The organism is Uliginosibacterium aquaticum, assembly GCF_012972705.2.
Taxonomy (GTDB): Bacteria; Pseudomonadota; Gammaproteobacteria; order Burkholderiales; family Rhodocyclaceae; genus Uliginosibacterium; species Uliginosibacterium aquaticum.
This window is the reverse complement of sequence record NZ_JABCSC020000003.1, coordinates 1-20,146: the sequence shown is the minus strand read 5'-3', so window position 1 is coordinate 20,146 and position 20,146 is coordinate 1. Positions and strand designations below refer to the sequence as shown.

The following is a 20,146-nucleotide window of genomic DNA, read 5'->3' as shown; positions in this document are numbered from 1 at the left end:
GTACGCCATGTCTGCAAGGGGTCAGATTCCCGCGCGACAGGCGTTCTGGCGCGATCCGGCGCTGCCCTTCATCGAAGTGCGCACCGTCGAGGATGGGCGCAGCGTCTGCTACGACCGCCATGCCCATGACAGCTTCTCGATCGGTGCCATCACCGGCGGTTGCAGCACCTACCTGAATGGCCGCCTGCGCGAGCGGGTCGATACCGGTACGGTGGTGCTGATGAACCCGGGCGAGGTGCATGCCTGCAGCCCGCTGGCCGGCACCTGGTCCTACCTGATGCTGTATGTGGACCTCGCCTGGCTGTCGGCGTTGCAGGAAGAACATGGCGTGGCTGCGGGCGGTCAATTCGTGCCGCTGGAAGCGCGCCTGAGCCGGGATCCCGGGCTCTACCGCCGGCTGAGTCAGCTGCACACCACCTTGCTGGCACCTGCCGCCGATCTGATCGGCCGCGAAGTCGCCCTGCATGAGTTCTTTGGTGCGCTGTGCCAGCACGCCCCCGCTGCGCTACAGGTGTCAGCGGGGCCGCTGGATCCGCGTCTCGTGCGGGCGGCGGATTTCATCCGCAGCAGCAGTGCCACGGCCTTGCGTCTGGAAGACATCTGCCGCGTCGCCGGGCTCTCCGCCTCGCGCCTGATTCGCGCCTTCAAGGCGCATTACGCCATGACCCCGCATGATTACCTGACCCATTGCCGCATCCAGCAATGCCGCCAGCGCCTGCGCCGGGGCGAGCCGCTGGCACAGGTGGCGGTGGAGACCGGCTTTGCCGATCAGGCCCATTTCCAGCGCGCCTTCAAGCGCTATGTGGCCGCCACGCCAGGTGAATACCGCAACTAACCCAGCAGCATGCCGGGGGCGCACAGCAGCAGCATCACGGCCAGCCCGCCATTGAGCAGGCGTACCCGTTGCGGCTGCTGCAACCAGCCGCGCAGATGGCAACCGGCCCAGACCCAGCAGGCCAGCGAGGCAAAGCACACCACGAAGTACAGCGCCCCAAACAGGCCGATCCGGCCCGCCTCGCCATCCGCAGCAAAAGCCCCCATGCCGGCCGCCGAGGCCAGCCAGGCCTTGGGATTGAGCCACTGCATTAGTGCGCCTTGCAGGAACAGCGAGCCGGGGCGCGCTTCGCCGGCTTCCAGCTGACCCTCGTCGCGCCACAGCTTCCAGGCCATGTAAACGAAGAAGGCCGCCCCCGCCCAGCGTATCAGTGCCAGCAGCCAGGGCCATTGCAGCAAGAGGGCCTGCAGGCCGAAACCGATCAGCACCAGCAGCACGGTGAAACCACAGGTGGCGCCGGCCACATGGATCATCCCGGGCAGAAAACCTCGCCGTGCCCCGGTGCCCAGCCCGACCAGATTCACCGGACCCGGAGAAAGCGAAGCCGCCAGGGCAAACAGGAACATCGGGAACAGGGAAGTCATGGTGTCTTTGCGCCGCCGAGATCGAAGTGGCCCAGACTGCCCGGTATGGCCACTCAGGTATTGAACAAAATTGCCGTTCTGGCCCTCATAACCATCTCTGGGGCGGATTCGCACAATGTTGTTGGATTTGACGGATCTTGCGTTTTCGCCTGGGGTGGGCGTTTGTCCGGCCAAGTTATAATCCGCCGCCGTACCGGGCGCAGCCTCCCGGCCGCCAGCCCGGCCCGCATTGATCCTGGATCAGGCAAGTGAGGATCTGGCCGCTGGCAGCGCACATCTGTAGCTGCCGTAAAAGGAAGTCCCCAACATGCAATGGATAGGTCTCAGTGAGCAGCCAGCATCGGTGTTGGTCGCAGGCATGCCGCGCGTCGAGCTGGCAGCCTTGCTGGTCGGTGAGCTGCGTGCTCCGGTGCTGCTTGAGACCTCTGCGTGGCCGCAGGCGGCGGCCTGGGTACGCGCCATCCGGGCCCAGCCAGCCCTGAGTCATCTGCCCCTGTTCCTGGCGACCCGGCCTGACGGTGCGGAGCCGCCAGGCCTCGCCAGCCTGCTTGATGGTATTGCGGTGGACGCCGCCGGGCGGGACGCACAGGCCCACGAGATCATGGCCCAGGCTGCGCGCCTGACGCATGTGGCTGCCACGCCCGGCGAGGCGCTGGCGCAGTACCTGGCGTGCCGGCCGGCGCAACGACTGCATCCGGTGAAGGACTGGACCGCGCCAGCTTATTACCGCTATCCGCTGGTCGAAACCCTGCTCACCGAGGGGGAAGATCCCTACGTCTGGCTCGAGCGCTGGAGCCGTCGGCGCATCCTCGATACCGAGGTGGTCGTCGATCGCCTGCGCCTGTGCGACCAGTGCAGCAGCGCGCACATGAACCATGTGGACGTCTGCCCGTCCTGCGCCAGCATCGATATCACCAGCACCCGCCTGCTGCATTGCTTTACTTGCGGCCATGTCGATCAGCAGGAGAGCTTCCAGCGCCAGCACCGTCTCGAATGCCCCAAGTGCTCGGTCGCCCTGCGCCATATTGGGGTGGATTACGACCGGCCGCTGGAGCAGCTGCAGTGCCGCCAGTGCAAAAATCTGTTCGTCGATGCCGACGTGCGCAGCCAGTGCATGGCCTGTGGCGCGAGCAGCTCGCCCGAGCGTCTGCCGGTACGTCCGATCGCGGTCTATCGCCTGGGCGGTGCCGGGCTGTTGCTGGCGCGCCAGGGCAATCTGTCGCCGGTGCTGTCGGGGCTGGATACGGTCAACTTCATCGTGCCGGCGCTGTTCGAACGCCTGCTGGACTGGCAGATTGCCCTGGCCCGGCGCTATCCCGAGAGCCACTTCTTCAGCGTGATCGGCCTGCGTGTGCGCAACCTGGAGGAACTGGTAAGTACGCTGGGCCGCTCGGTCACCGCGACCCTGATCGATGGATTCGCCGAGCGTCTGCGCGCGACCTTGCGCACCACCGATCTCACCACCCGTGGTGACGATGACCACATCTGGCTGCTCACCCCGCATACCGACGAAGCCGGCGCGCGTCTGCTGGTGTCACGCATGCGCGAGCTGGGGCAGGCCTCGCGCCAGGCCAACGCCGCGATGCTGGCGCTGTCCACCGCGGTGGTCAGCATGCCCGGAGCGGACGGGCTGCCGCTCGAAGCCAATCAACTGATGGGCCTGATGGCTTCGCGGCTGGAAACCGAGATCGAGACCTGAACCATGTTCGAGTCGCGCGGCCTGGCCGAGATCCTGCTGACCGTATTCCCGCTGGTGCTGCTGTTCGAGCTGCCGGCCTACCTTTTGTGCTGGCTGGGCGTGATCAGCTACGCGCTGCGGCGCAAGGCGCGCCCGCAGCTGGATGCCTTCCGGCCGCGCGTGAGCTGCGTCGTCACCTGCTACTCGGAAGGCCGCGACGTGGGCAAGACGGTCGAAACCCTTATCGAGCAGACCTACCCAGGCGTCATCGAGATCCTGATCATGGTCGATGGTGCCGTGCAGAACCGCGCCACCTATCTGGCTGCGCGCGAATGGCAGGAAAGCGCCCGCCGTCATCCGAGTCGCATCCTCAAGATCCTGCCCAAGCGCACCCGTGGCGGGCGGGTCTCCAGCCTCAATGCCGGCCGCCATTTCGCGACCGGCGAAGTGGTGCTGGCGCTCGATGGCGACACCTCGTTCGACAACGACATGGTCTGGCACATCACCCGCCCCTTCGCCGATCCGCAGGTCGCCGGCGTCTCCGGTGCATTGCGGGTGCGCAACGCCTCGGCCAGTCTGGTCGCCCGCCTGCAGGCGCTGGAATACATGCTGACCATCCAGCTCGCCCGCACCGGGCTCACCGCCTTCAACACGGTCAACAACATCTCGGGGGCCTTCGGGGCCTTCCGGGCCAGCCTGCTCGACAGTCTCGGCGGTTGGGATGCCGGCACCGCCGAGGATCTGGACCTCACCCTGCGCATCAAGAAGCGCTTCGGCACGCGCGAGCGCTACCGCATCGAGCACCAGCCGCTGGCCATGGGGCACACCGATGCGCCCACCGAGTGGAAGGTGTTTTTCAAGCAGCGCCTGCGCTGGGATGGCGACCTGTTCTACCTCTATGTGCGCAAGCACTGGCACAGCCTGCGGCCGGGCCTGCTGGGCTGGCGCAATTTCATCATGCTGATGTGGACCGGGGTCTACTTCCAGCTCGTGATGCCCTTCATCATCGTCGGCGCCACCCTGTGGTTGGTCTGGTCCCTGCCCTGGCCGGTGCTGCTGGCGGTGCTGGGGCTCACCTATGTGTTCTACACCCTGCTCACCGGCGCCCTGTTCCTGAGCTACCTGCTGCTGCTCTCCGAGCGCCGCCGCCAGGATTGGCCTTACCTCGCCTTCGTGCCCCTGTTCCCTTTCTTCACCTTCGCCTCGCGCGTGTGGAATGCCTTTGCCACCCTGGCCGAGCTGGTCACCCGCCAGCATCTCGATTCCTCCATGGCGCCCTGGTGGGTGCTGCGCAAGACCCGTTACTGACATGGCAGCCACCTTCCTCCTCCGTCTGGCCGCTTGCCTGCTGCTGCTTTGCGGTGGCGCGGTGCAGGCTGCGCCGGCATTCCGCCTGCAGGATTTCGCCGACGCGCTGGAGAGCCACCCGGACTACGCCCTGGCAGGTGCCGAGCGCGAGCTGGCCGAGTCGCAGCTCGAACGAGAGCGGGCCAGTGGCGGCCTGCGCCTGTATGGTGATGCCGGCGCGGCCAACGTCTATGAACCGCAGTTCGGCGGTGGCACGCGCGATTACCACAGCCTGCTCGGCAGCCTGGGGCTGCGCTATCCGCTGCTCGGCACGGCTGGCGAACAGCGTCTGCGCGTCGGCTATGCTGGCATCGACGCACTGCTCAGCCGGGTCCAGCGCGAAGCCCTGCGCCAGCGCCTGCTGCAGGATTTGCGCAGCAGTTACTACGGCTATGCCCGGGCCGAGGCGCAGCAGGCCCTGGCGCGCCACTTCCTCGCTGCCGCACCGCAGATCCGTGCGGCACTGGCACAGCGCCAGCAGGCCGGCCTGCTGCTTGAGGGCGAGGTGCGCGAGCTGGCCCTGAGCCTGAACCAGGCCGAGCGCCAGCAAGCCAGTGCCGCAGCCGAGCTGCTGCGCTTCGGGCGTGAACTGCGGCGCTGGCGCGCGGATTTTGCAGGCCAGCTCGTGGCCGGCCCCGGCGGCGGGCTGGATTTGCCGGCGGAGCAGACCAGCGATCAGGCCCTGCTGGCCTTGCAGACCCTGCAGGACGAGCTGGCCCGTGCCAGCAGCAGTCCGCTGCGTGCTAACGCCTATGTAGCCGGCAACCTACGCCGTGATGACGACCTCGGCCGTGCCTCCAGCATCAATGCCGGCATCAGCTTCGAACTGCCGCTGGATGCGGCCGGCGTTGCCCGCAGCACGCGGCGTGAGTCCGCCGCCCGGGTAGAGCGCGCCCGCCTGCTCCTGCAGCAGCAGCGTGACGAGGCGGCGCGCTGGCGTGAGGCCATGCTCAACGAACAGGCCGATGCGCAGGCCGAACTGCGCCTGGCCACCGCTGCCGCAGCGGCCAGCGGCAGCCGCGTACGCGAAACCGGCCAGCGCGCCCAGCTTAAGGCCGGCGTGGCGGGTGACCCGATCGAGCGCTGGGTCGCAGCGCGCAGCGCCCACTTCACTGCACTCATCGCCTTGATTGCGGCTCAGGCGCGTGCCTGGGCGGCCGGTGACGACAGCCCGCTTACCGCGCAGGGCTGCCTGCTACCGGCCGCCGCCTGGCTCAGCTGGGAGGCGCTGCGCCAGCCGCCGGCCGAAGCTTGTCCGAACCTGCTGGCGGTGCAGCCCGCGCGTCGCGCCGTGTATGCCTGGGGCGGTTTGCAGGCGCTGGAGGGTGAGGCCGTGCGGCGGGCGCTGGGCGAACTGCTGGTCAGCGAGGTGTGGCTGTCCTTCAGCCCGGCCGATCTGCAGCAGCTCACTGCGGCCGGCCCTCGTCAGCGCCTGGCCGCGCAGATCCGTGCGCAGCAGCGTGCCGGCCGCCGCGTCAGCCTGCTGCTGGGTGACCCGGACTGGCTGCGCGCGGGGCGCGGCGAAACCCTGCTGGTCATCGTGCGGAACCTGGCCGAGCTGCCTTTCGACGGCCTGCAGCTCGATCTCGAACCGGACCAGCTGAGTGCCGCTGAGCGCAGTGGGTCGGGCGAGGCGCAGGCCTGGCGCGAACTGGCCCGGCGGGTGGCCGAACTGCGGGCGATCAGCCCGCTGCCGATCGGCCTCAGTATCCACTGGCGTGCCCTCGTGGCCGATGCCGGCGGGCTGTGTGCGGCCTGCCGCGCAGCCGCCAGCGCTGACGACGTGGTGGTCATGCTGTATTCCACTTCAGCCGCCTCGGCCCGTGAGCGCATCCAGCGCATCGCCGCCAATCTGCCCGGCAAGGCGCTGTGGCTGGCGCAGAGCATCGAACCCGAGCTGGCGCCAGACGAGAGCCATTTCCGCGCCGGCCAAAGCGCCTTGCGCGAGCACCTGGAAGGTCTCCAGAGTCTGGCGGAGCAGGGCGTGGTGGCGGGTTTCGCCGTGCAGAGCCTGGAAACCTATCTGAAAGCCAGTCCATGAAAATCCGATTCCGCATTCCGGAAGCCGCTGATCCGCGCCGCGAAGGGGGGTTGAGCCTCCCACCGCAGGAGTCAAAGCGTGTGCCGCCGCGTCTGCGCTGGTTGCTGATCACCCTGCTGGCCCTGAGCCCGGCGATCTGGGTCGCCGTCCACTTCATCCGCGAGTGGCTGTGGGTGGAGGCGCGTGGCTTCGTGATGTTCGAAGAGCTCAGCCTGCAGGCACCGCAGGACGCTACCGTGACCGAGCTGAACCTCAGCAGCGGTAGCCAGGTCACGCAGGGCAGCGTGCTGCTGCGTCTGGACAACCCCGCGCTGCGGGCGGAATACGAAGTCCTGCGTGCAGCCAATGTGGCGGCGAGCGCCAAGGAGGCTGTGGCCATCCATCAGGCTCAGCTGCAGTCCCAGCGGCAGACCCTGAAGGCCCTGCAGCAACGCCAGGCGGCGCTGCATCAGCGTGTGCTGGTGCTGCGCGATCTGGCTGCCCGGGATGCCGCCACGCGCGGCGAAGTGCTGGCAGCGGAAGGCGAGGAGTTGGCCCTGCTCGGCAGCATCCAGGCCCAGCAGGAGAGCATCCTGCGCAGCACGCCTTCACCCTTGCCAGTGGTCAGCGCCTCTTTCTCCGCCGAGCAGCGCGCGCGCCTGGCCAGCCTCGAGGCGCGGATGGGAGAGCTGACGGTGCGGGCGCCGGTGGCGGGCACGGCGGACAACCTGATGCTCACCCGCGGCCAGCGCGTTTCCCAGGGCGAGCCGATGCTGGTGCTGCGCCATGGCCGCCCGCATGTGGTGGCCTTCATGCAGGGCCGCGAATTGGGGCTGACCCATAGCGGCGAGACGGTGCGCATCGTGCTGCCCAACCGTGTCACGCTGCAGGGGCGCATCCTCGGCCCGGCGCCCTCCACCCGCCGCCTGCCGGAAGAGCTGGCCGGCACGCTCGATCCGCGCAATCAGCGTCTGCAGGTGCTGATCGAGACCGATGCCCTGCCCGCCGAGGCGCGCATCCATCAGCTGCCGGTCACGATCCGCAGCTTACGCTTCAGCGGCTGGTAGGTGCTCAGGTCAAGACGCCGGCGCGCTCCAGCATCGCGTGCAGCAGCACGTTGCAGCCGGCGGTGATGTGCTCGGGCTTGGCGTCCTCGATCTCGTTGTGGCTGATGCCGTCCTTGCAAGGGATGAAGATCATCCCGGCCGGCGCGAGGCGGGCCATGTAGACCGCGTCATGGCCGGCACCCGAAACCGCCGGCATCGCCGAGTAACCCAGCTTCTCCGCCGCCTTCGCCACCGCCGCGATACAGCCCGGCTCGAAGGGCTGGGCCGGGTATTGCGAGACCAGCTCGATCTGGATGCCCAGCCCGGTTTCGGCGGCCAGCGCGGCGGCATAGGCGCGGATCTCGGCATCCATCGCGTCGACCGCCGCATCGCTCTCGTTGCGCAGGTCGATGGAGAACTTCACCCGGCCCGGAATCACGTTGCGGCTGTTCGGATGCACATGGACCATGCCCACCGTGCCACGGCCGTGCGGCGCATGGCGATTGGCCAGCGCCACCACTTCCTGCATCAGGCGGGTGGCGACCTGCAAGGCATCTCGGCGCAGCGGCATCGGCGTGGGGCCGGCGTGCGCCTCCATGCCGGTCACGGTGCAGTCATACCAGCGGATGCCCAGCACGGCCTGCACCACGCCGATCACCTTGTCATGATCTTCCAGCACCGGGCCCTGCTCGATGTGGGTCTCGAAGTAGCTGCCAATCGGGTGATCACCCGGCTCCTCTTCACCGATGTAGCCGATGCGGGCGAGCTCCTCGCCGACCTTCTTGCCCTCGGTGTCGGTCGCGGCGTAGGCATGCTCCAGCGTGAAGGCCTTGGCGAACACACCCGAGCCCATCATTACCGGCACGAAGCGCGAGCCTTCCTCATTGGTCCAGAACGCCACTTCCAGCGGCGCTTCGGTTTCGATGCCGAGATCGTTGAGGGTGCGGATCACTTCCAGCCCGGCGAGCACGCCGTAGTTGCCATCGAACTTGCCACCGGTGGGCTGGGTGTCGATATGGCTGCCGGTCATCACCGGTGGCAGCGCCGGATTGCGGCCTTCGCGGCGCATGAACACGTTGCCGATCTTGTCGACCGTCACGCTCATGCCGGCTTCCTTCGCCCAGCCCACAACCAGATCGCGCCCCTGGCGGTCGAGATCGGTCAGGGCGAGCCGGCACACGCCGCCCTTCTCGGTGGCACCGATCTGCGCCAGCGTCATCAGCGAATCCCACAGACGCTCGCCGTTGATGCGCAGCGCGTCGATATTTGTGCTTGTCTTCATGTCCATGATGGGCTCCTGATCCTGTTCAAGTCCGTACGACCGCCGTCGGCGCGAGTTCGCGGGCGCGCTTCTCGGCAGCCGCAAAACCCGCCCCGAAGGCCGGGCGCTTGAGGTAACGGCCCGCGCCGCGCACCGCGCGCAGATCGCCATTGGCATACACGAGGCGGCCCTGGCTGATGGTGTGCGAGGGCACGCCGGTGAGCGCCATGCCTTCGAAGATGTTGTAGTCGCCCTTCGAATGCTGGGTCTTCACCGACAAGGTCTTGGTGCCGGCCGGATCCCACAGCACCAGATCGGCATCTGCGCCCACGGCCACACAGCCCTTCTTCGGGTAAATGTTGAAGAGCTTGGCGGCGTTGGCCGAAGTGATCGCCACCCATTCGCTGGGGGTGAGGCGGCCGGTGTTGACGCCTGCGGACCACAGCACGGCCATGCGTTCCTCGACCCCGCCGGTGCCGTTCGGGATCTTGGCGAAGTTCTCTGCGCCCATGCGCTTCTGCTCGGCGCAGAAAGTGCAGTGGTCCGTCGCCGTGGTGTGCAGCTGGCCGGACTGCAGGCCGCGCCACAGCGCCTCCTGATGCTCCTTCGGGCGGAAGGGTGGGCTCATCACATGCGCCGCCGCTTTCGTGAAATCCGGATCGCGATAGACGCTGTCATCCACCACCAGATGGCCAGCCAGCACCTCACCGTACACCCGCTGGCCACGCGCACGCGCACGCGCAATCGCCTCGGCCGACTCGATGCAGGACACATGCACCACGTAGATCGGCACGCCCAGCACATCGGCAATCGCGATCGCGCGGTTGGCCGCCTCGCCTTCCACCATCGGCGGGCGCGAGAGCGGATGGCCCTCCGGCCCGGTGATGCCCATCTTCTGGACTTCCTGCTGGAGCAGATAGACCAGTTCGCCGTTCTCGGCATGCACGGTGGGCATGGCACCCAGTTCCAGTGCGCGGCGGAAGCTGTTCACCAGGGTTTCGTCGTCGCACATGATGGCGTTCTTGTAGGCCATGAAGTGCTTGAAGCTGTTGATGCCTTCTTCGCGCACCAAGGTGCCCATGTCATGCCGCACCGACTCATCCCACCAGGTGATCGCCATGTGGAAGCTGTAGTCGGAGGCAGACTTCTCGGCCCAGCCGCGCCAGGTCTGATACGCCTCCAGCAGCGGCTGCTGCGGATTCGGAATCACGAAGTCGATAATCGAGGTGGTGCCGCCGGCCATGGCCGCTGCGGTGCCGGTGTAGAAATCGTCCATCGTCACCGTGCCCATGAAGGGCAGCTGCATGTGGGTGTGCGGATCGATGCCGCCCGGCACCACATACTGGCCGCTGGCGTCCAGCACTTCGCAGCCGGCCGGCGCGAGTGCCGCAGCACCCTCACCCACGGCGGCAATCACGCCGTCGATGCACAGCACGTCGGCGCGGGTTTCGCAGTCGGCATTCACCACGCTGCCGCCACGGATCAGGATGCTCTGGCTCATCTGTCTCTCCTTGAATGCTGGAAATCAGCCCATCTGCGGGAATGCAAACTCCGGGCCCTTGGCCGACTGGCTGTCCGGCCAGCGCTGCATCACCGCTTTCTGCCGGGTGTAGAAGCGCACGCCTTCCGGGCCGTAAGCGTGGTGATCGCCGAACAGGCTGCGCTTCCAGCCACCGAAGCTGGAGAAGGCCATCGGCACCGGCAGCGGCACATTCACGCCGACCATGCCGACACGAATATGCCGCACGAATTCACGCGCCACACCACCATCGCGGGTGTAGATCGCCACGCCATTGCCGAATTCGTGATCGTTGATGAGCTTCACGGCAGAGGGCAGATCCGGCATTCGCACGATGCACAGCACCGGGCCGAAGATCTCTTCGCGATAGACGATCATGTCCGGCGTCACGCCATCGAGCAGGGTCGGGCCGACGAAATAACCGGCTTCGAAGCCCGGCACCGCGATCGCGCGGCCATCGACCACCGCCTCGGCCCCGGCCGCTACGCCCTCGCCGATCAGGCGCTTGATGCGGGCACAGGCTTCGGCGGTGATCACCGGGCCCATGTCGACCTTGTCCTGATGGCCTTCGCCGACCTTCAGCGCGGCGATACGGCTCTTCAGGGCCTCGATCAGGGCCGGGCCCACATCGCCCACCACCACCGCCACCGAGATCGCCATGCAGCGCTCGCCCGCCGCGCCAAACGCCGCACCAATCAACGCATCGGCGGCCATCGCGATATCCGCATCCGGCATTACCACCAGGTGGTTCTTGGCGCCGCCCAGGGCCTGCACGCGCTTGCCGGCTGCCGTGCCGGCACGGTAGATGGATTCGGCCACCGGCGTGGAGCCCACGAAGCTCACCGCCTCGATCTGCGGATGGGCCAGGATGGCTTCAACGATAGCTCGGTCGCCCTGCACCACGTTGAACACGCCATCCGGCAGACCGGCTTCCTTGAGCCATTCCGCCATCAGCAGGCTGGCCGCCGGGTCGCGCTCGGAGGGTTTCAGCACGAAGGTGTTGCCGCAGGCAATCGCCAGCGGGAACATCCACAGCGGCACCATCGCCGGGAAGTTGAAGGGCGTGATGCCGGCGACCACGCCGAGCGGCTGGCGCAGGGTCCAGGCATCGATGCCGGTGGCGATCTGGTCGCTGAAATCGCCCTTGAGCAGTTGCGGAATGCCGGTGGCAAACTCGATGTTCTCGATGCCGCGCGCAACTTCGCCCATCGCATCCGGGAAGGTCTTGCCATGTTCGCGCACCAGGCAATCGGCCAGCACCGCCGAGCGCTCCTGCACGATGGCGAGGAACTTGTAGAACACCCGGGCGCGGGCCAGCGCAGACTTCGCGGCCCAGGCCGGGAAGGCTGCGGCGGCCGCCGCCACGGCAGCCTCCAGATCGGCGCTGCTGCCCAGCAGCAGCTTGCCCTGCACCGCGCCGGTGGCGGGGTTGAAAATATCCTGCGTGGCGACTGGCGTGCCGCGCTGGGCGGCGCCGTTGATCCAGTGACTGACTTCGTAGAGATCGCTCATGGGCTTGGCTTTCACGCGGTGACTTCGCGCATCGGGTTGTTCGGGTGGGTGGTCCAGTTCTGGTATTCGCCGGTCACGGTTTCACCGGTGCGGGTATCGACTTCACCCGGCTTGAGGCTCTTCATCGTGATGCAGCTGGGCACCGGGCAGATCGACACGCACAGGTTGCAGCCGACGCACTCTTCTTCCTTCACCTCGTAATGGCGCTGGCCATCCTTGAAGGCGGTGATCGCCTGGTGGGAGGTGTCTTCGCAGGCCACATGGCAGCGGCCGCACTGGATGCACAGATCCTGATTGATGACGGCCTTGTCGATGTGCTTGAGGTTCAGGTAACGCCAGTCCGACACGGTCGGCACGGCGCTGCCCTGGAAGTCGGCAATCGAGGCGTAGCCCTTCTGGTCCATGAAATTCGAGAGGCCCGAAATCATGTCCTCCACGATGCGGAAGCCGTAGACCATCGCGGCGGTACACACCTGCACCGTGCCGCAGCCCAGCGCAATGTATTCAGCCGCATCGCGCCAGGTGGAGATGCCGCCGATGCCGGAGATCGGCAGGCCGGCGGTTTGCGGATCGCGGGCGATCTCGGCCACCATGTTGAGCGCGATCGGCTTCACCGCCGGGCCGCAGTAGCCACCATGCGAGCCCTTGCCGCCGGTGCTGGGGCTCATGATCATGGTGTCCAGATCCACGCCCATGATCGAGTTGATGGTGTTGATCAGCGATACCGCATCCGCCCCGCCGGCCTTCGCAGCGCGGGCCGGGAAGCGGATGTCGGTGATGTTGGGGGTGAGCTTCACGATCACCGGCATCTTCGAATACTGCTTGCACCAGCGCGTGACCATCTCGATGTATTCCGGCACCTGGCCTACCGCCGCGCCCATGCCGCGCTCGCTCATGCCGTGCGGGCAGCCGAAGTTCAGCTCGATGCCATCGGCCCCGGTGTCTTCCACCATCGGCAGGATGCGTTTCCAGGATTCTTCCTGGCAGGGCACCATCAGCGAGACCACCACCGCGCGATCCGGCCAGTTGCGCTTCACGCGGGCGATCTCTTCGAGGTTGATCGCCAGCGAGCGGTCGGTGATCAGCTCGATGTTGTTCAAGCCCTGCACGCGGCGATCCGGCCCCATCAAGGTGGCGTAACGCGGGCCACTCACGTTCACCACATGCGGGTCTTCGCCCAGCGTCTTCCACACCACGCCGCCCCAGCCCGCCTCGAAGGCGCGCACCACGTTGTATTCCTTGTCGGTCGGCGGCGCCGAGGCCAGCCAGAAGGGGTTCGGGCTTTTGATGCCCAGAAAGTTGCTGCTCAGATCAGCCATCGCTCAATCTCCTAAAGTGTGTCGGGGTCAGGCGCGCAAGGCGGCGTCGATTGCAATCGCGGCCTGTTTGCCGTGCTCGACGGCTTCCACCGTCAGGTCCAGGCCACCGGCCCGGCAGTCCCCACCCGCCCAGATCTTCTGATGCGAGGTCTGGCCCGAGGGGTCGGTCGCGATGCGGCCCTTCTCCAGCGCGAGGCTGAGATCCAGCGGCTCGGCCACGAAGCTCTGGCCGATGGCCTTGAGCACCATGTCGGCTTCGAGGGTGAAGGTCTCGCCGGTTTCGACCAGCTTGCCGTTCTCGTCGCGGGTGACGGCAAAAACTGCGCCGGTCACGAAGCCGTCGCTGCCGAGGATTTCGCGCGGTGCGGCCCAGTGGCGGATCGTCACGCCATTGATCTGTGCCCATTGCTGCTCATAAGCCGACGCACTCATGGCCTCCGCACCGCGGCGATAGACCATGGTGACTTCACGCGCGCCGAGCTTCTTGGCCTGCACTGCGGCATCCACGGCCGTCATGCCGCCGCCGATCACCACCACGCGGCGGCCCACTGGCACGGCCGAGAGATCCTTGGCCTGACGCAGCTCGGCGATGAAATCCACCGCAGCCTGCAAGCCGACGAGCTGTTGCTCGGCAATTCCCAGCGAATTGACACCGGCGAGACCCATGCCGAGGAACACTGCGTCGTATTGCTCAACCAGGCCACTCAGGGTGATGTCGCGGCCCAGCTGTTTGCCGCATTGAATTTCGATGCCGCCGATGGAGAGCAGCCACTCGATTTCGCGCTGGGCGAAGCCATCGGGCGTCTTGTAGCGGGCCAGACCATATTCGTTGAGGCCACCGGGCTTGCTGTGCGCCTCGAAGACGACCACATCGTGACCCAGTGCGGCCAGGCGATGCGCGGCTGAGAGGCCAGCCGGCCCGGCCCCGACCACGGCAATGCGGCGCCCGCTCGGGGCGGCGCGGGTGAAGATCGGTTTGCTCGGTGCGGCGAAGTAGGCGTCGGTCGCAAAGCGTTGCAGCAGGCCGATCTCGACGGGCTTGCTCTCATTGGTCTGGCGCACACAGGATCCTTCGCACAGGTTCTCGGTGGGGCACACGCGCGCGCACATGCCGCCCAGCACATTGGCGTCGAGAATCGTCTCGGCTGCGCCCAGTACATTGTCCTGAGCGATGCGCTGGATGAAGTGCGGGATATCGATGCCGGTGGGGCAGGCTTCGATGCAGGGCGCGTTGTAGCAGTAGTAGCAGCGCTCGGCTTCGAGCAGGGCCTGCAGCGGGTTAAGGGGCGGATGCGCGTCCGTGAAATTGAGGGCGCAGCTTTCGGGCGCGAGGCGGCCTGCGGCAATGCCGGGCAGATCCAGTGCGCCAGGTTTTTCAATGGGGCGGTTCATGCAGTCTCTCCGTGCGTATTGAGGCGGTGCGTGCGGAAGTTGGGGGAGGTCAGTCAGCCATGGCGGTGCGGATCGCGCGGCGCAGCATGTCGCCCATGGCGCGCAGCTCGTCCGGCGTGCTGATGAAGGGCGGACCCATGGCAATCGTGTCGGCGGTAAAGCGCAGCAGCACACCCTCATGGATGCCGGCCTCGAAGGTCTTGAGTGCGCGGGCGCCGGGCTTGCCGGCGATGGGCTGCAGATCCACTGCGGCCGCGAGACCGATGTTGCGGATGTCGATCACGCCCGGCTCGCCCTTGAGGCTGTGGATCACCTCTTCAAGAACTGGAATCAGGGCCGCAGCCTGTGTGATGGCGCCGCCTTCGGTGAGGGCATCGAGCGCAGCATGGCCGGCGGCAGCCGCCATCGGGTGGCCGGAATAGGTGAAGCCATGGCACAGCTCAACGGCATATTGCGGCGCGTTGATGCCCATGAAGGTCTGGAAGATGTCTTCGCGCACGATCACGCCGCCCATCGGGATGATCCCGTTGGTGACGCCCTTGGCGAAGCAGATGATGTCCGGCGTGACGCCGAAGTACTGGGCCGCGAAAGGCGTGCCCATGCGGCCGAAGCCGGTGATCACCTCGTCGAAGATCAGCAGGATGCCGTGCTTGGTGCAGATCTCGCGCAGCTTCTGCAGATAGCCCTCGGGTGGCACCACCACCCCCACCGAGCCCTGGATCGGCTCGACGATCACCGCCGCGATGGTGGAAGCGTCGTGCAGGGCGACGATGCGCTCCAGCTCATCCGCGAGATGCGCGCCCCACTTCGGCATGCCCTTCGAGAACGCCATCTCGGAGAGGTTGTAGGTGTGCGGCAGATGATCGACACCGGGCACCATCACCGGGCCGAACATCTTGCGATTGGCCGGCATGCCGCCCACCGACATACCGCCGAAGCCCACGCCGTGATAAGCCTTCTCGCGGCCGATGAAGCGGGTGCGGCTGCCCTCGCCGCGCAGACGTTGATAGCCATACGCAATCTTCAGCGCAGTATCGACGGCTTCCGAGCCGGAGTTGGTGAAGAACACCCGATCCAGCCCCGCCGGTGCCAGATCGGCAATGCGCTTGGCCAGACTCAGGGTCAGCGGGTTGCTGATCTGGAAGGCCGGCGAATAATCCAGCTCCAGCACCTGGCGGCTGATCGCCTCGGCAATGCCGGCGTGCGCATGGCCCAGCGGGCAGCACCACAGACCGGAGAGCGCGTCGAACAGCTGCTTGCCCTCGGTGTTCGTGTACCAGGCGCCCCTGGCGCTGGCCATCAGCTTCGGATGTGCCTGAAAGTAACGATTCGGCGTAAAGGGCAGCCAGCTGTTGTCCAGCCCCGCTAAGCTCGCTTCCTGCGTCGGGACCTGTTTCGGATCGTTCATCGACAGTGCTCCTGAACACGGCAGGCAGGCGGCGCGCTGTGCGCTGCATAACCTGACCGTTTGGTTAATTTTCAGAAGCTGTTCTTAGCCATTTCCGTGCCACTTACCCTCAAAGGCCGGTGTGGCGCAGAACGCCCGTTTGCGCAAACGAAGCGGGCAATCGGATCTGCACTGCGCTGGGGCGAAAAATGCTGTGCCCCGCATCAAAGTGGATCGTTTGGTCAGAAAAATAAGGAATGGGCTTGGGCGCTTGCCGCTCTGGAGAGCAGGCCGGTCAGTGGGCGTCTCTGAGTGTGAAACGTGCGCCTGGTCATGCGCCGCCAGCAAGGCATCGAACGCGCATCGCAGGAACCTAGCCCGGATGCAGCGTAGCGAAGTCCGGGAATCATTCTTTGCGGCGAGGAAAAGCCCCGGATTCCGGCTTTGCCTGCATCCGGAACAACGCACGCAGTAGCGCACAGGAAATCCGGCGCGGTTGGCACCGCACCCTACAACTGCGCCGTACACGGTGCGACAGGTCCGGCGGAATGAAGGGCTCGGCGTTGATTTCAGCCGGATGGCTGACCCTTGGGTTTCAGTCGATGTTCTGGCCAATGCGCCAAAGAACACCTGATGGATCGTAGAGACAGAAATCACGCATCCGCCAAGCTTGATCTTCCAGCGCGGTAACCTTCACCCCGTATTTTTCGAGCACACCACTTTCGTGGACCTGCTGCCACCATGCATTCACGTCTTCTACCAGGATGTGCATCATGAAATTCTCAGCAAACGCTTCAGCACAGAAATCCTGGAGTAGAAAGCTGACGTGTCCGAAGTGGAAGTAAGCGATACCGCCGCCTTCAGAGGCCATCGTAAAACCAAGGTCCTTGTAGAACTGCTTGGAAAGCTCGAAGTCTTTCGACGGAACAAATGCCTTGATTTCTGTGATTTTGAGATTTGACATGGATGCTTCTCGCTACGACGCCGAACGTGAAAGTGAGCAGACGCCGGCGGCGGTCCGCTCCAACGGCAGGTTAAAGGCCAAAAAACCGTGGGGCCGGCTCATCATGGCCAGGTCACGAAAGAGGCGAGCAGAATCAACGGCGCTACAACTCCGACCAGAAAGGAAAAGGTCCCTTCGAGAACCAGTCCTGTGCGCTCGATGAAACCACCGGTCGCCCATTCCTGAATCTGAGCGCACCGAAACCTGGTGTTGAAAACGAACAGCCAGAAGAACGCGAAATAGCCGATGACTTCCACAAATCCGCTCACTCTCGATTTGCTCCATGTCGTGCGGACGGCGCGAGCCCCTGGACGTCCTTCTCGGTGGAAGGGTTAGACGGCATCTCACACGCCTACTGGCAAGTATTCATTGGCTCGTCTGCGCACTCGACCTTCCCCTCAATCTCGTACCAGTTCGCTTGTGCGGCCCCGGCGCAGCGTAGTGACTGAAGCCGTCCATTCGCTTTTACCTTGACGGTGATTCCGGCCGATCTCTTCGCTCCCTCGGACTCACTGAAGATGGTGTATTCGGCGTCACCCGTATCGAAGTGAAGCGAAGTTCGATTTTCGTCGGGCCGGAAGTAGTGAAAGTAGTCGAAGGATGATGGTGTGAAGTCTCCATTCCTTGGGTATTCAAGCTCCACTTTGCCCGGGCGTCCAAAGCGGTACTGCACAGACTCTCTCTTCGAACACACCGAGATCTGCTTGCCTGCATTCGTTGAGCAGGAAAAGACGACTCTTTCTTTTGGAGCGCAAAGGCCCTTTGAATCCATGCCAAGAGCAAGGCCTGGGACAACCGTCACAAGGAGGATAAGCAGATTTTTCATGACGTCTAACGTAGAAGTGAGGGGCGGCCGTAACCCGCGCGGGATAGGTGTGCCCTGTCTGTCCGGAAGGTTTTTCCGCGCGGGTCAATTGACCCGCCCTACTTGGCTAAAAAATAAAAGAACCCGAACGCCAACTTACAAGCCTATGCCTAGCCGCGCTCGAACCGTTGTTCCGTAACCAAAGTCCCCCATTGGCTGCCGGGACTCTCGTGGACGAGGCGAAACTTGTTTGACTCATATAGGTGTCTTGCAGCATTCAGTCCAGAGAAGGTCCAAAGGAAGGTCTTGCGATAGCCGCAGACTTCTACGAAATCAATTGCCTTAGCCAAAAGTTGCGTGCCAAAACCTTGTCCTTTAATTGCTTCTGTGGTGATGAACCACCGTAGGTGCGCGCCATGCGTATCTGCGTGTGCGCCATCGATGATCACCGATCCTTCAATTTGCCCGTTGTGTTGTATGAGCCAAATTCCATCACGTCCGCACTGGTAGTTTTGGCAAAAATCAGCGAGTTCTCGTGCCACCTTTGCTTCGAAGTCGATGCCGAAACCATTTGAAACTGAGTAGTAGTTGGCATGGAGTTGAGCAATGCGCCCGATACATCCGGGGATATAGCCTTCTGTGATTGTCGGAGTCATGGTGACGTTGAAACTGCGAGGCTTAGTGAAGTAATCGGCCGAGGGCGCCGCAAATCGGAAGTCAATCTTCACCGTCCTTAAGAATCATAGGGTTACGAGGATTGACTTGAGAGGCAACTCCGCTGAGCAGGATTTTGACTGCATTGTTCCTAGAGACATCACGATCAAAAGGCTTGATAATTTTTGGGTCAGCATGTGATGTGGCTTTGAGTTGCCTAACGTGGACGTAAGCGGACGCCGGAGCGCGAAGCGCGGAGGGAACCACAAGCGCAACTTGTGGCGGTCCACTTGACTGTAGGGTTGACATCGCTAGGGCCCCGCCTTGAGCAGCAAGGCTACTAGACCAGTGGCGGCACCAATAGCGCCCGTTATTGCCGATAGCCACGGAATCCAAACAGACTTAGCCTCATGACGAGATTTTCGCTCGCGACGAATTTCATCACGGAGTTTCGCCACACCTGTGGTGGTTAGCATTTGGTAATAGCTCAGTGGCCCCTCGTACCAGAATTCTGAATCTGTACCGTCTGGGTTCTTTCGTCGAGGAGCCGGTACGTGGAGGCGCCTCGCCTGGCGAAGAAGCCGACGAGTAAGGATCAAGTCTTCTTCTTCCTCGTGCAGTTGAATCTCATACTGGTGATCGACTTCAAGGGACTGCACTCTCTCTTTGTCCTTTGCAGCCTTTGCAGCAGCAATATCTTTCGCGTATGCCTTTGCAACGAGGGCAAGATGCCACTCTGATTTCCACTCTCGCGGCACCGGAGCGATTCGAATGATTCGGAAAAGTAGGCACATTGTCGGCGATGTCTAACGTAGAAGTGACGGGCGACCGCAGCGCAGCGTAGGGCACCACAAGCGCAGCTTGTGGGCGCCCCTCTCGACTGCCGGGTTAGGTTTCACTCTTTGCTCCCCGCTCGTGAAGGCCCTTTTCAGAGAATTGGGTTGATGATCTTCCTTGGGAATAGAGAAGCCACAAGGAGCCAACCGTAAGAACAAGAATGGCAAGCTTGTATATATCTATGGGTAGAGAGCACGATACGGGAAGAATGGATTTCGTAAAAAGAAGAAGCCAAACGGTTGCTACAAAGACGCTCAGAATCTGATTGAGTTTGCTGACGGAGAACTGTGCAGGTGAGGTAAGAGGGTTTGTTGCACAGTTGTCTTCCGTAACCGCAACCACTTTGTACAGTGGTCCAAGAGTAATGTCTTCGAGCAAATCCACATGCCTTTCCCAGTTGCTTTGCCAGAACTTGCTGCCGCGATTAACAAGATACCAAGTGAAAGAGAACACAAGGCCGAGAGAGGAGAAGAGCAACGAGAGCCATGGTTCGTGATCGGCCGCCGTTTTGTAGGTCAGTCCGTACCCGGCAAATGCGGCTGCAATAAATGCCCAGAAGTAGGTTGCCCTTTTCCAGTACAGTTCAATCTCAAATTTGCGAATGTCTAGTGCATACGCCAACGCTCGACCTGCTCGTGTTTCTGCTTCTTTCAGATCGTCCTTCGACCGCTGAACGGGAGGTTCGGAGAATCGCGCTTTGTATTGCTCGGTGTTCACAAGTGCTCCTTCGGATACTGATGCGAAAAACCTAACGTTTGACGTGAGGGGCCGCCGTAGCGGCGAAGCCGCGAAGGGAACCCACAAGCGCAGCTTGTGGGCGGTCCCTCTCGACGGACTAAAAAGGGACTTCCCACAGTCGCCGGAGGCGTAAGCCTCGCCGGCATCAAAGTGCCAAGATTGGGGTTGCGAAACTCAATCTGAATGGCGAAAGGGGAAGTCCATATGAA

17 protein-coding genes are annotated in these 20,146 nt (G+C 64.1%); 5 read left to right on the top strand and 12 right to left on the bottom strand.

The genetic code is table 11. The features are described from left to right. Positions 1-7: 7 nt before the first annotated feature. On the top strand, positions 8-835 hold the full coding sequence (locus tag HJ583_RS11375) for an AraC family transcriptional regulator (RefSeq protein WP_170022048.1): 828 nt from the start codon (positions 8-10) through the stop codon (positions 833-835). On the opposite strand, the gene HJ583_RS11370 is transcribed toward HJ583_RS11375, so the two are convergent. Beyond that, positions 832-1,419 carry a LysE family translocator gene (locus HJ583_RS11370; RefSeq protein ID WP_170022047.1) on the bottom strand — a complete coding sequence of 196 codons (588 nt, stop codon included), beginning with the start codon at positions 1,417-1,419 and terminating at the stop codon, positions 832-834. The two genes, HJ583_RS11375 and HJ583_RS11370, sit on opposite strands and share 4 nt — an antisense overlap. 307 nt (positions 1,420-1,726) lie before the next feature. On the opposite strand from HJ583_RS11370, the gene HJ583_RS11365 reads away from it, so the two are divergent. Genes HJ583_RS11365 through HJ583_RS11350 form a run of 4 tightly spaced genes read left to right on the top strand, consistent with a single transcriptional unit; the run spans position 1,727 to position 7,531 of the window. Next, the gene (locus tag HJ583_RS11365) at positions 1,727-3,118 is read left to right on the top strand and encodes a TackOD1 domain-containing metal-binding protein (protein WP_170022046.1); all 1,392 of its coding nucleotides are present in this window, start codon (positions 1,727-1,729) and stop codon (positions 3,116-3,118) included. Positions 3,119-3,121: 3 nt separating this feature from the next. Further along, entirely contained in the window at positions 3,122-4,405 is a 1,284-nt protein-coding gene (locus HJ583_RS11360; protein ID WP_170022045.1) for a glycosyltransferase family 2 protein, read from the top strand. Position 4,406: 1 nt separating this feature from the next. Next, complete coding sequence (locus HJ583_RS11355) at positions 4,407-6,485, top strand: TolC family protein (protein ID WP_170022044.1); 2,079 nt, start codon at positions 4,407-4,409, stop codon at positions 6,483-6,485. Then, positions 6,482-7,531, top strand: a complete 1,050-nt coding sequence (locus tag HJ583_RS11350; RefSeq protein ID WP_170022043.1) for an HlyD family secretion protein — start codon at positions 6,482-6,484, stop codon at positions 7,529-7,531. The genes HJ583_RS11355 and HJ583_RS11350 overlap by 4 nt, the downstream gene beginning before the upstream one ends. A gap of 4 nt (positions 7,532-7,535) precedes the next feature. Here the strand turns inward: HJ583_RS11350 and HJ583_RS11345 are convergent, their stop codons facing one another. The 11 genes from HJ583_RS11345 to HJ583_RS11295 all read right to left on the bottom strand — a co-directional run bounded on the left by HJ583_RS11345 (position 7,536) and on the right by HJ583_RS11295 (position 19,916). Next, positions 7,536-8,798 carry a Zn-dependent hydrolase gene (locus HJ583_RS11345; RefSeq protein WP_170022042.1) on the bottom strand — a complete coding sequence of 421 codons (1,263 nt, stop codon included), beginning with the start codon at positions 8,796-8,798 and terminating at the stop codon, positions 7,536-7,538. Positions 8,799-8,817: 19 nt separating this feature from the next. Beyond that, complete coding sequence (gene hydA, locus HJ583_RS11340) at positions 8,818-10,272, bottom strand: dihydropyrimidinase (RefSeq protein WP_170022041.1); 1,455 nt, start codon at positions 10,270-10,272, stop codon at positions 8,818-8,820. 24 nt (positions 10,273-10,296) lie between these two features. Beyond that, positions 10,297-11,817 carry a CoA-acylating methylmalonate-semialdehyde dehydrogenase gene (locus HJ583_RS11335; protein WP_328824878.1) on the bottom strand — a complete coding sequence of 507 codons (1,521 nt, stop codon included), beginning with the start codon at positions 11,815-11,817 and terminating at the stop codon, positions 10,297-10,299. Next, on the bottom strand, positions 11,814-13,121 hold the full coding sequence (gene preA / locus HJ583_RS11330) for an NAD-dependent dihydropyrimidine dehydrogenase subunit PreA (RefSeq protein WP_170022040.1): 1,308 nt from the start codon (positions 13,119-13,121) through the stop codon (positions 11,814-11,816). Before preA ends, HJ583_RS11335 begins: the two co-directional genes overlap by 4 nt. Before the next feature lie 27 nt (positions 13,122-13,148). Continuing rightward, on the bottom strand, positions 13,149-14,513 hold the full coding sequence (locus tag HJ583_RS11325; protein ID WP_170022039.1) for an NAD(P)-dependent oxidoreductase: 1,365 nt from the start codon (positions 14,511-14,513) through the stop codon (positions 13,149-13,151). Between the two features lie 49 nt (positions 14,514-14,562). Then, the gene (locus HJ583_RS11320) at positions 14,563-15,921 is read right to left on the bottom strand and encodes an aspartate aminotransferase family protein (RefSeq protein ID WP_170022038.1); all 1,359 of its coding nucleotides are present in this window, start codon (positions 15,919-15,921) and stop codon (positions 14,563-14,565) included. A gap of 574 nt (positions 15,922-16,495) precedes the next feature. Continuing rightward, on the bottom strand, positions 16,496-16,864 hold the full coding sequence (locus HJ583_RS11315) for a VOC family protein (RefSeq protein WP_170022037.1): 369 nt from the start codon (positions 16,862-16,864) through the stop codon (positions 16,496-16,498). Between the two features lie 101 nt (positions 16,865-16,965). Next, complete coding sequence (locus HJ583_RS11310; RefSeq protein WP_170022036.1) at positions 16,966-17,172, bottom strand: hypothetical protein; 207 nt, start codon at positions 17,170-17,172, stop codon at positions 16,966-16,968. A gap of 83 nt (positions 17,173-17,255) precedes the next feature. Next, the gene (locus HJ583_RS11305; RefSeq protein WP_170022035.1) at positions 17,256-17,729 is read right to left on the bottom strand and encodes a hypothetical protein; all 474 of its coding nucleotides are present in this window, start codon (positions 17,727-17,729) and stop codon (positions 17,256-17,258) included. A 149-nt stretch (positions 17,730-17,878) separates the two neighbouring features. Further along, positions 17,879-18,436 (bottom strand): GNAT family N-acetyltransferase, encoded by a 558-nt coding sequence (locus tag HJ583_RS11300; RefSeq protein ID WP_217423396.1) that lies wholly within the window; start codon positions 18,434-18,436, stop codon positions 17,879-17,881. Between the two features lie 814 nt (positions 18,437-19,250). Further along, positions 19,251-19,916 (bottom strand): RipA family octameric membrane protein, encoded by a 666-nt coding sequence (locus HJ583_RS11295; RefSeq protein WP_170022034.1) that lies wholly within the window; start codon positions 19,914-19,916, stop codon positions 19,251-19,253. Positions 19,917-20,146 lie beyond the last annotated feature (230 nt).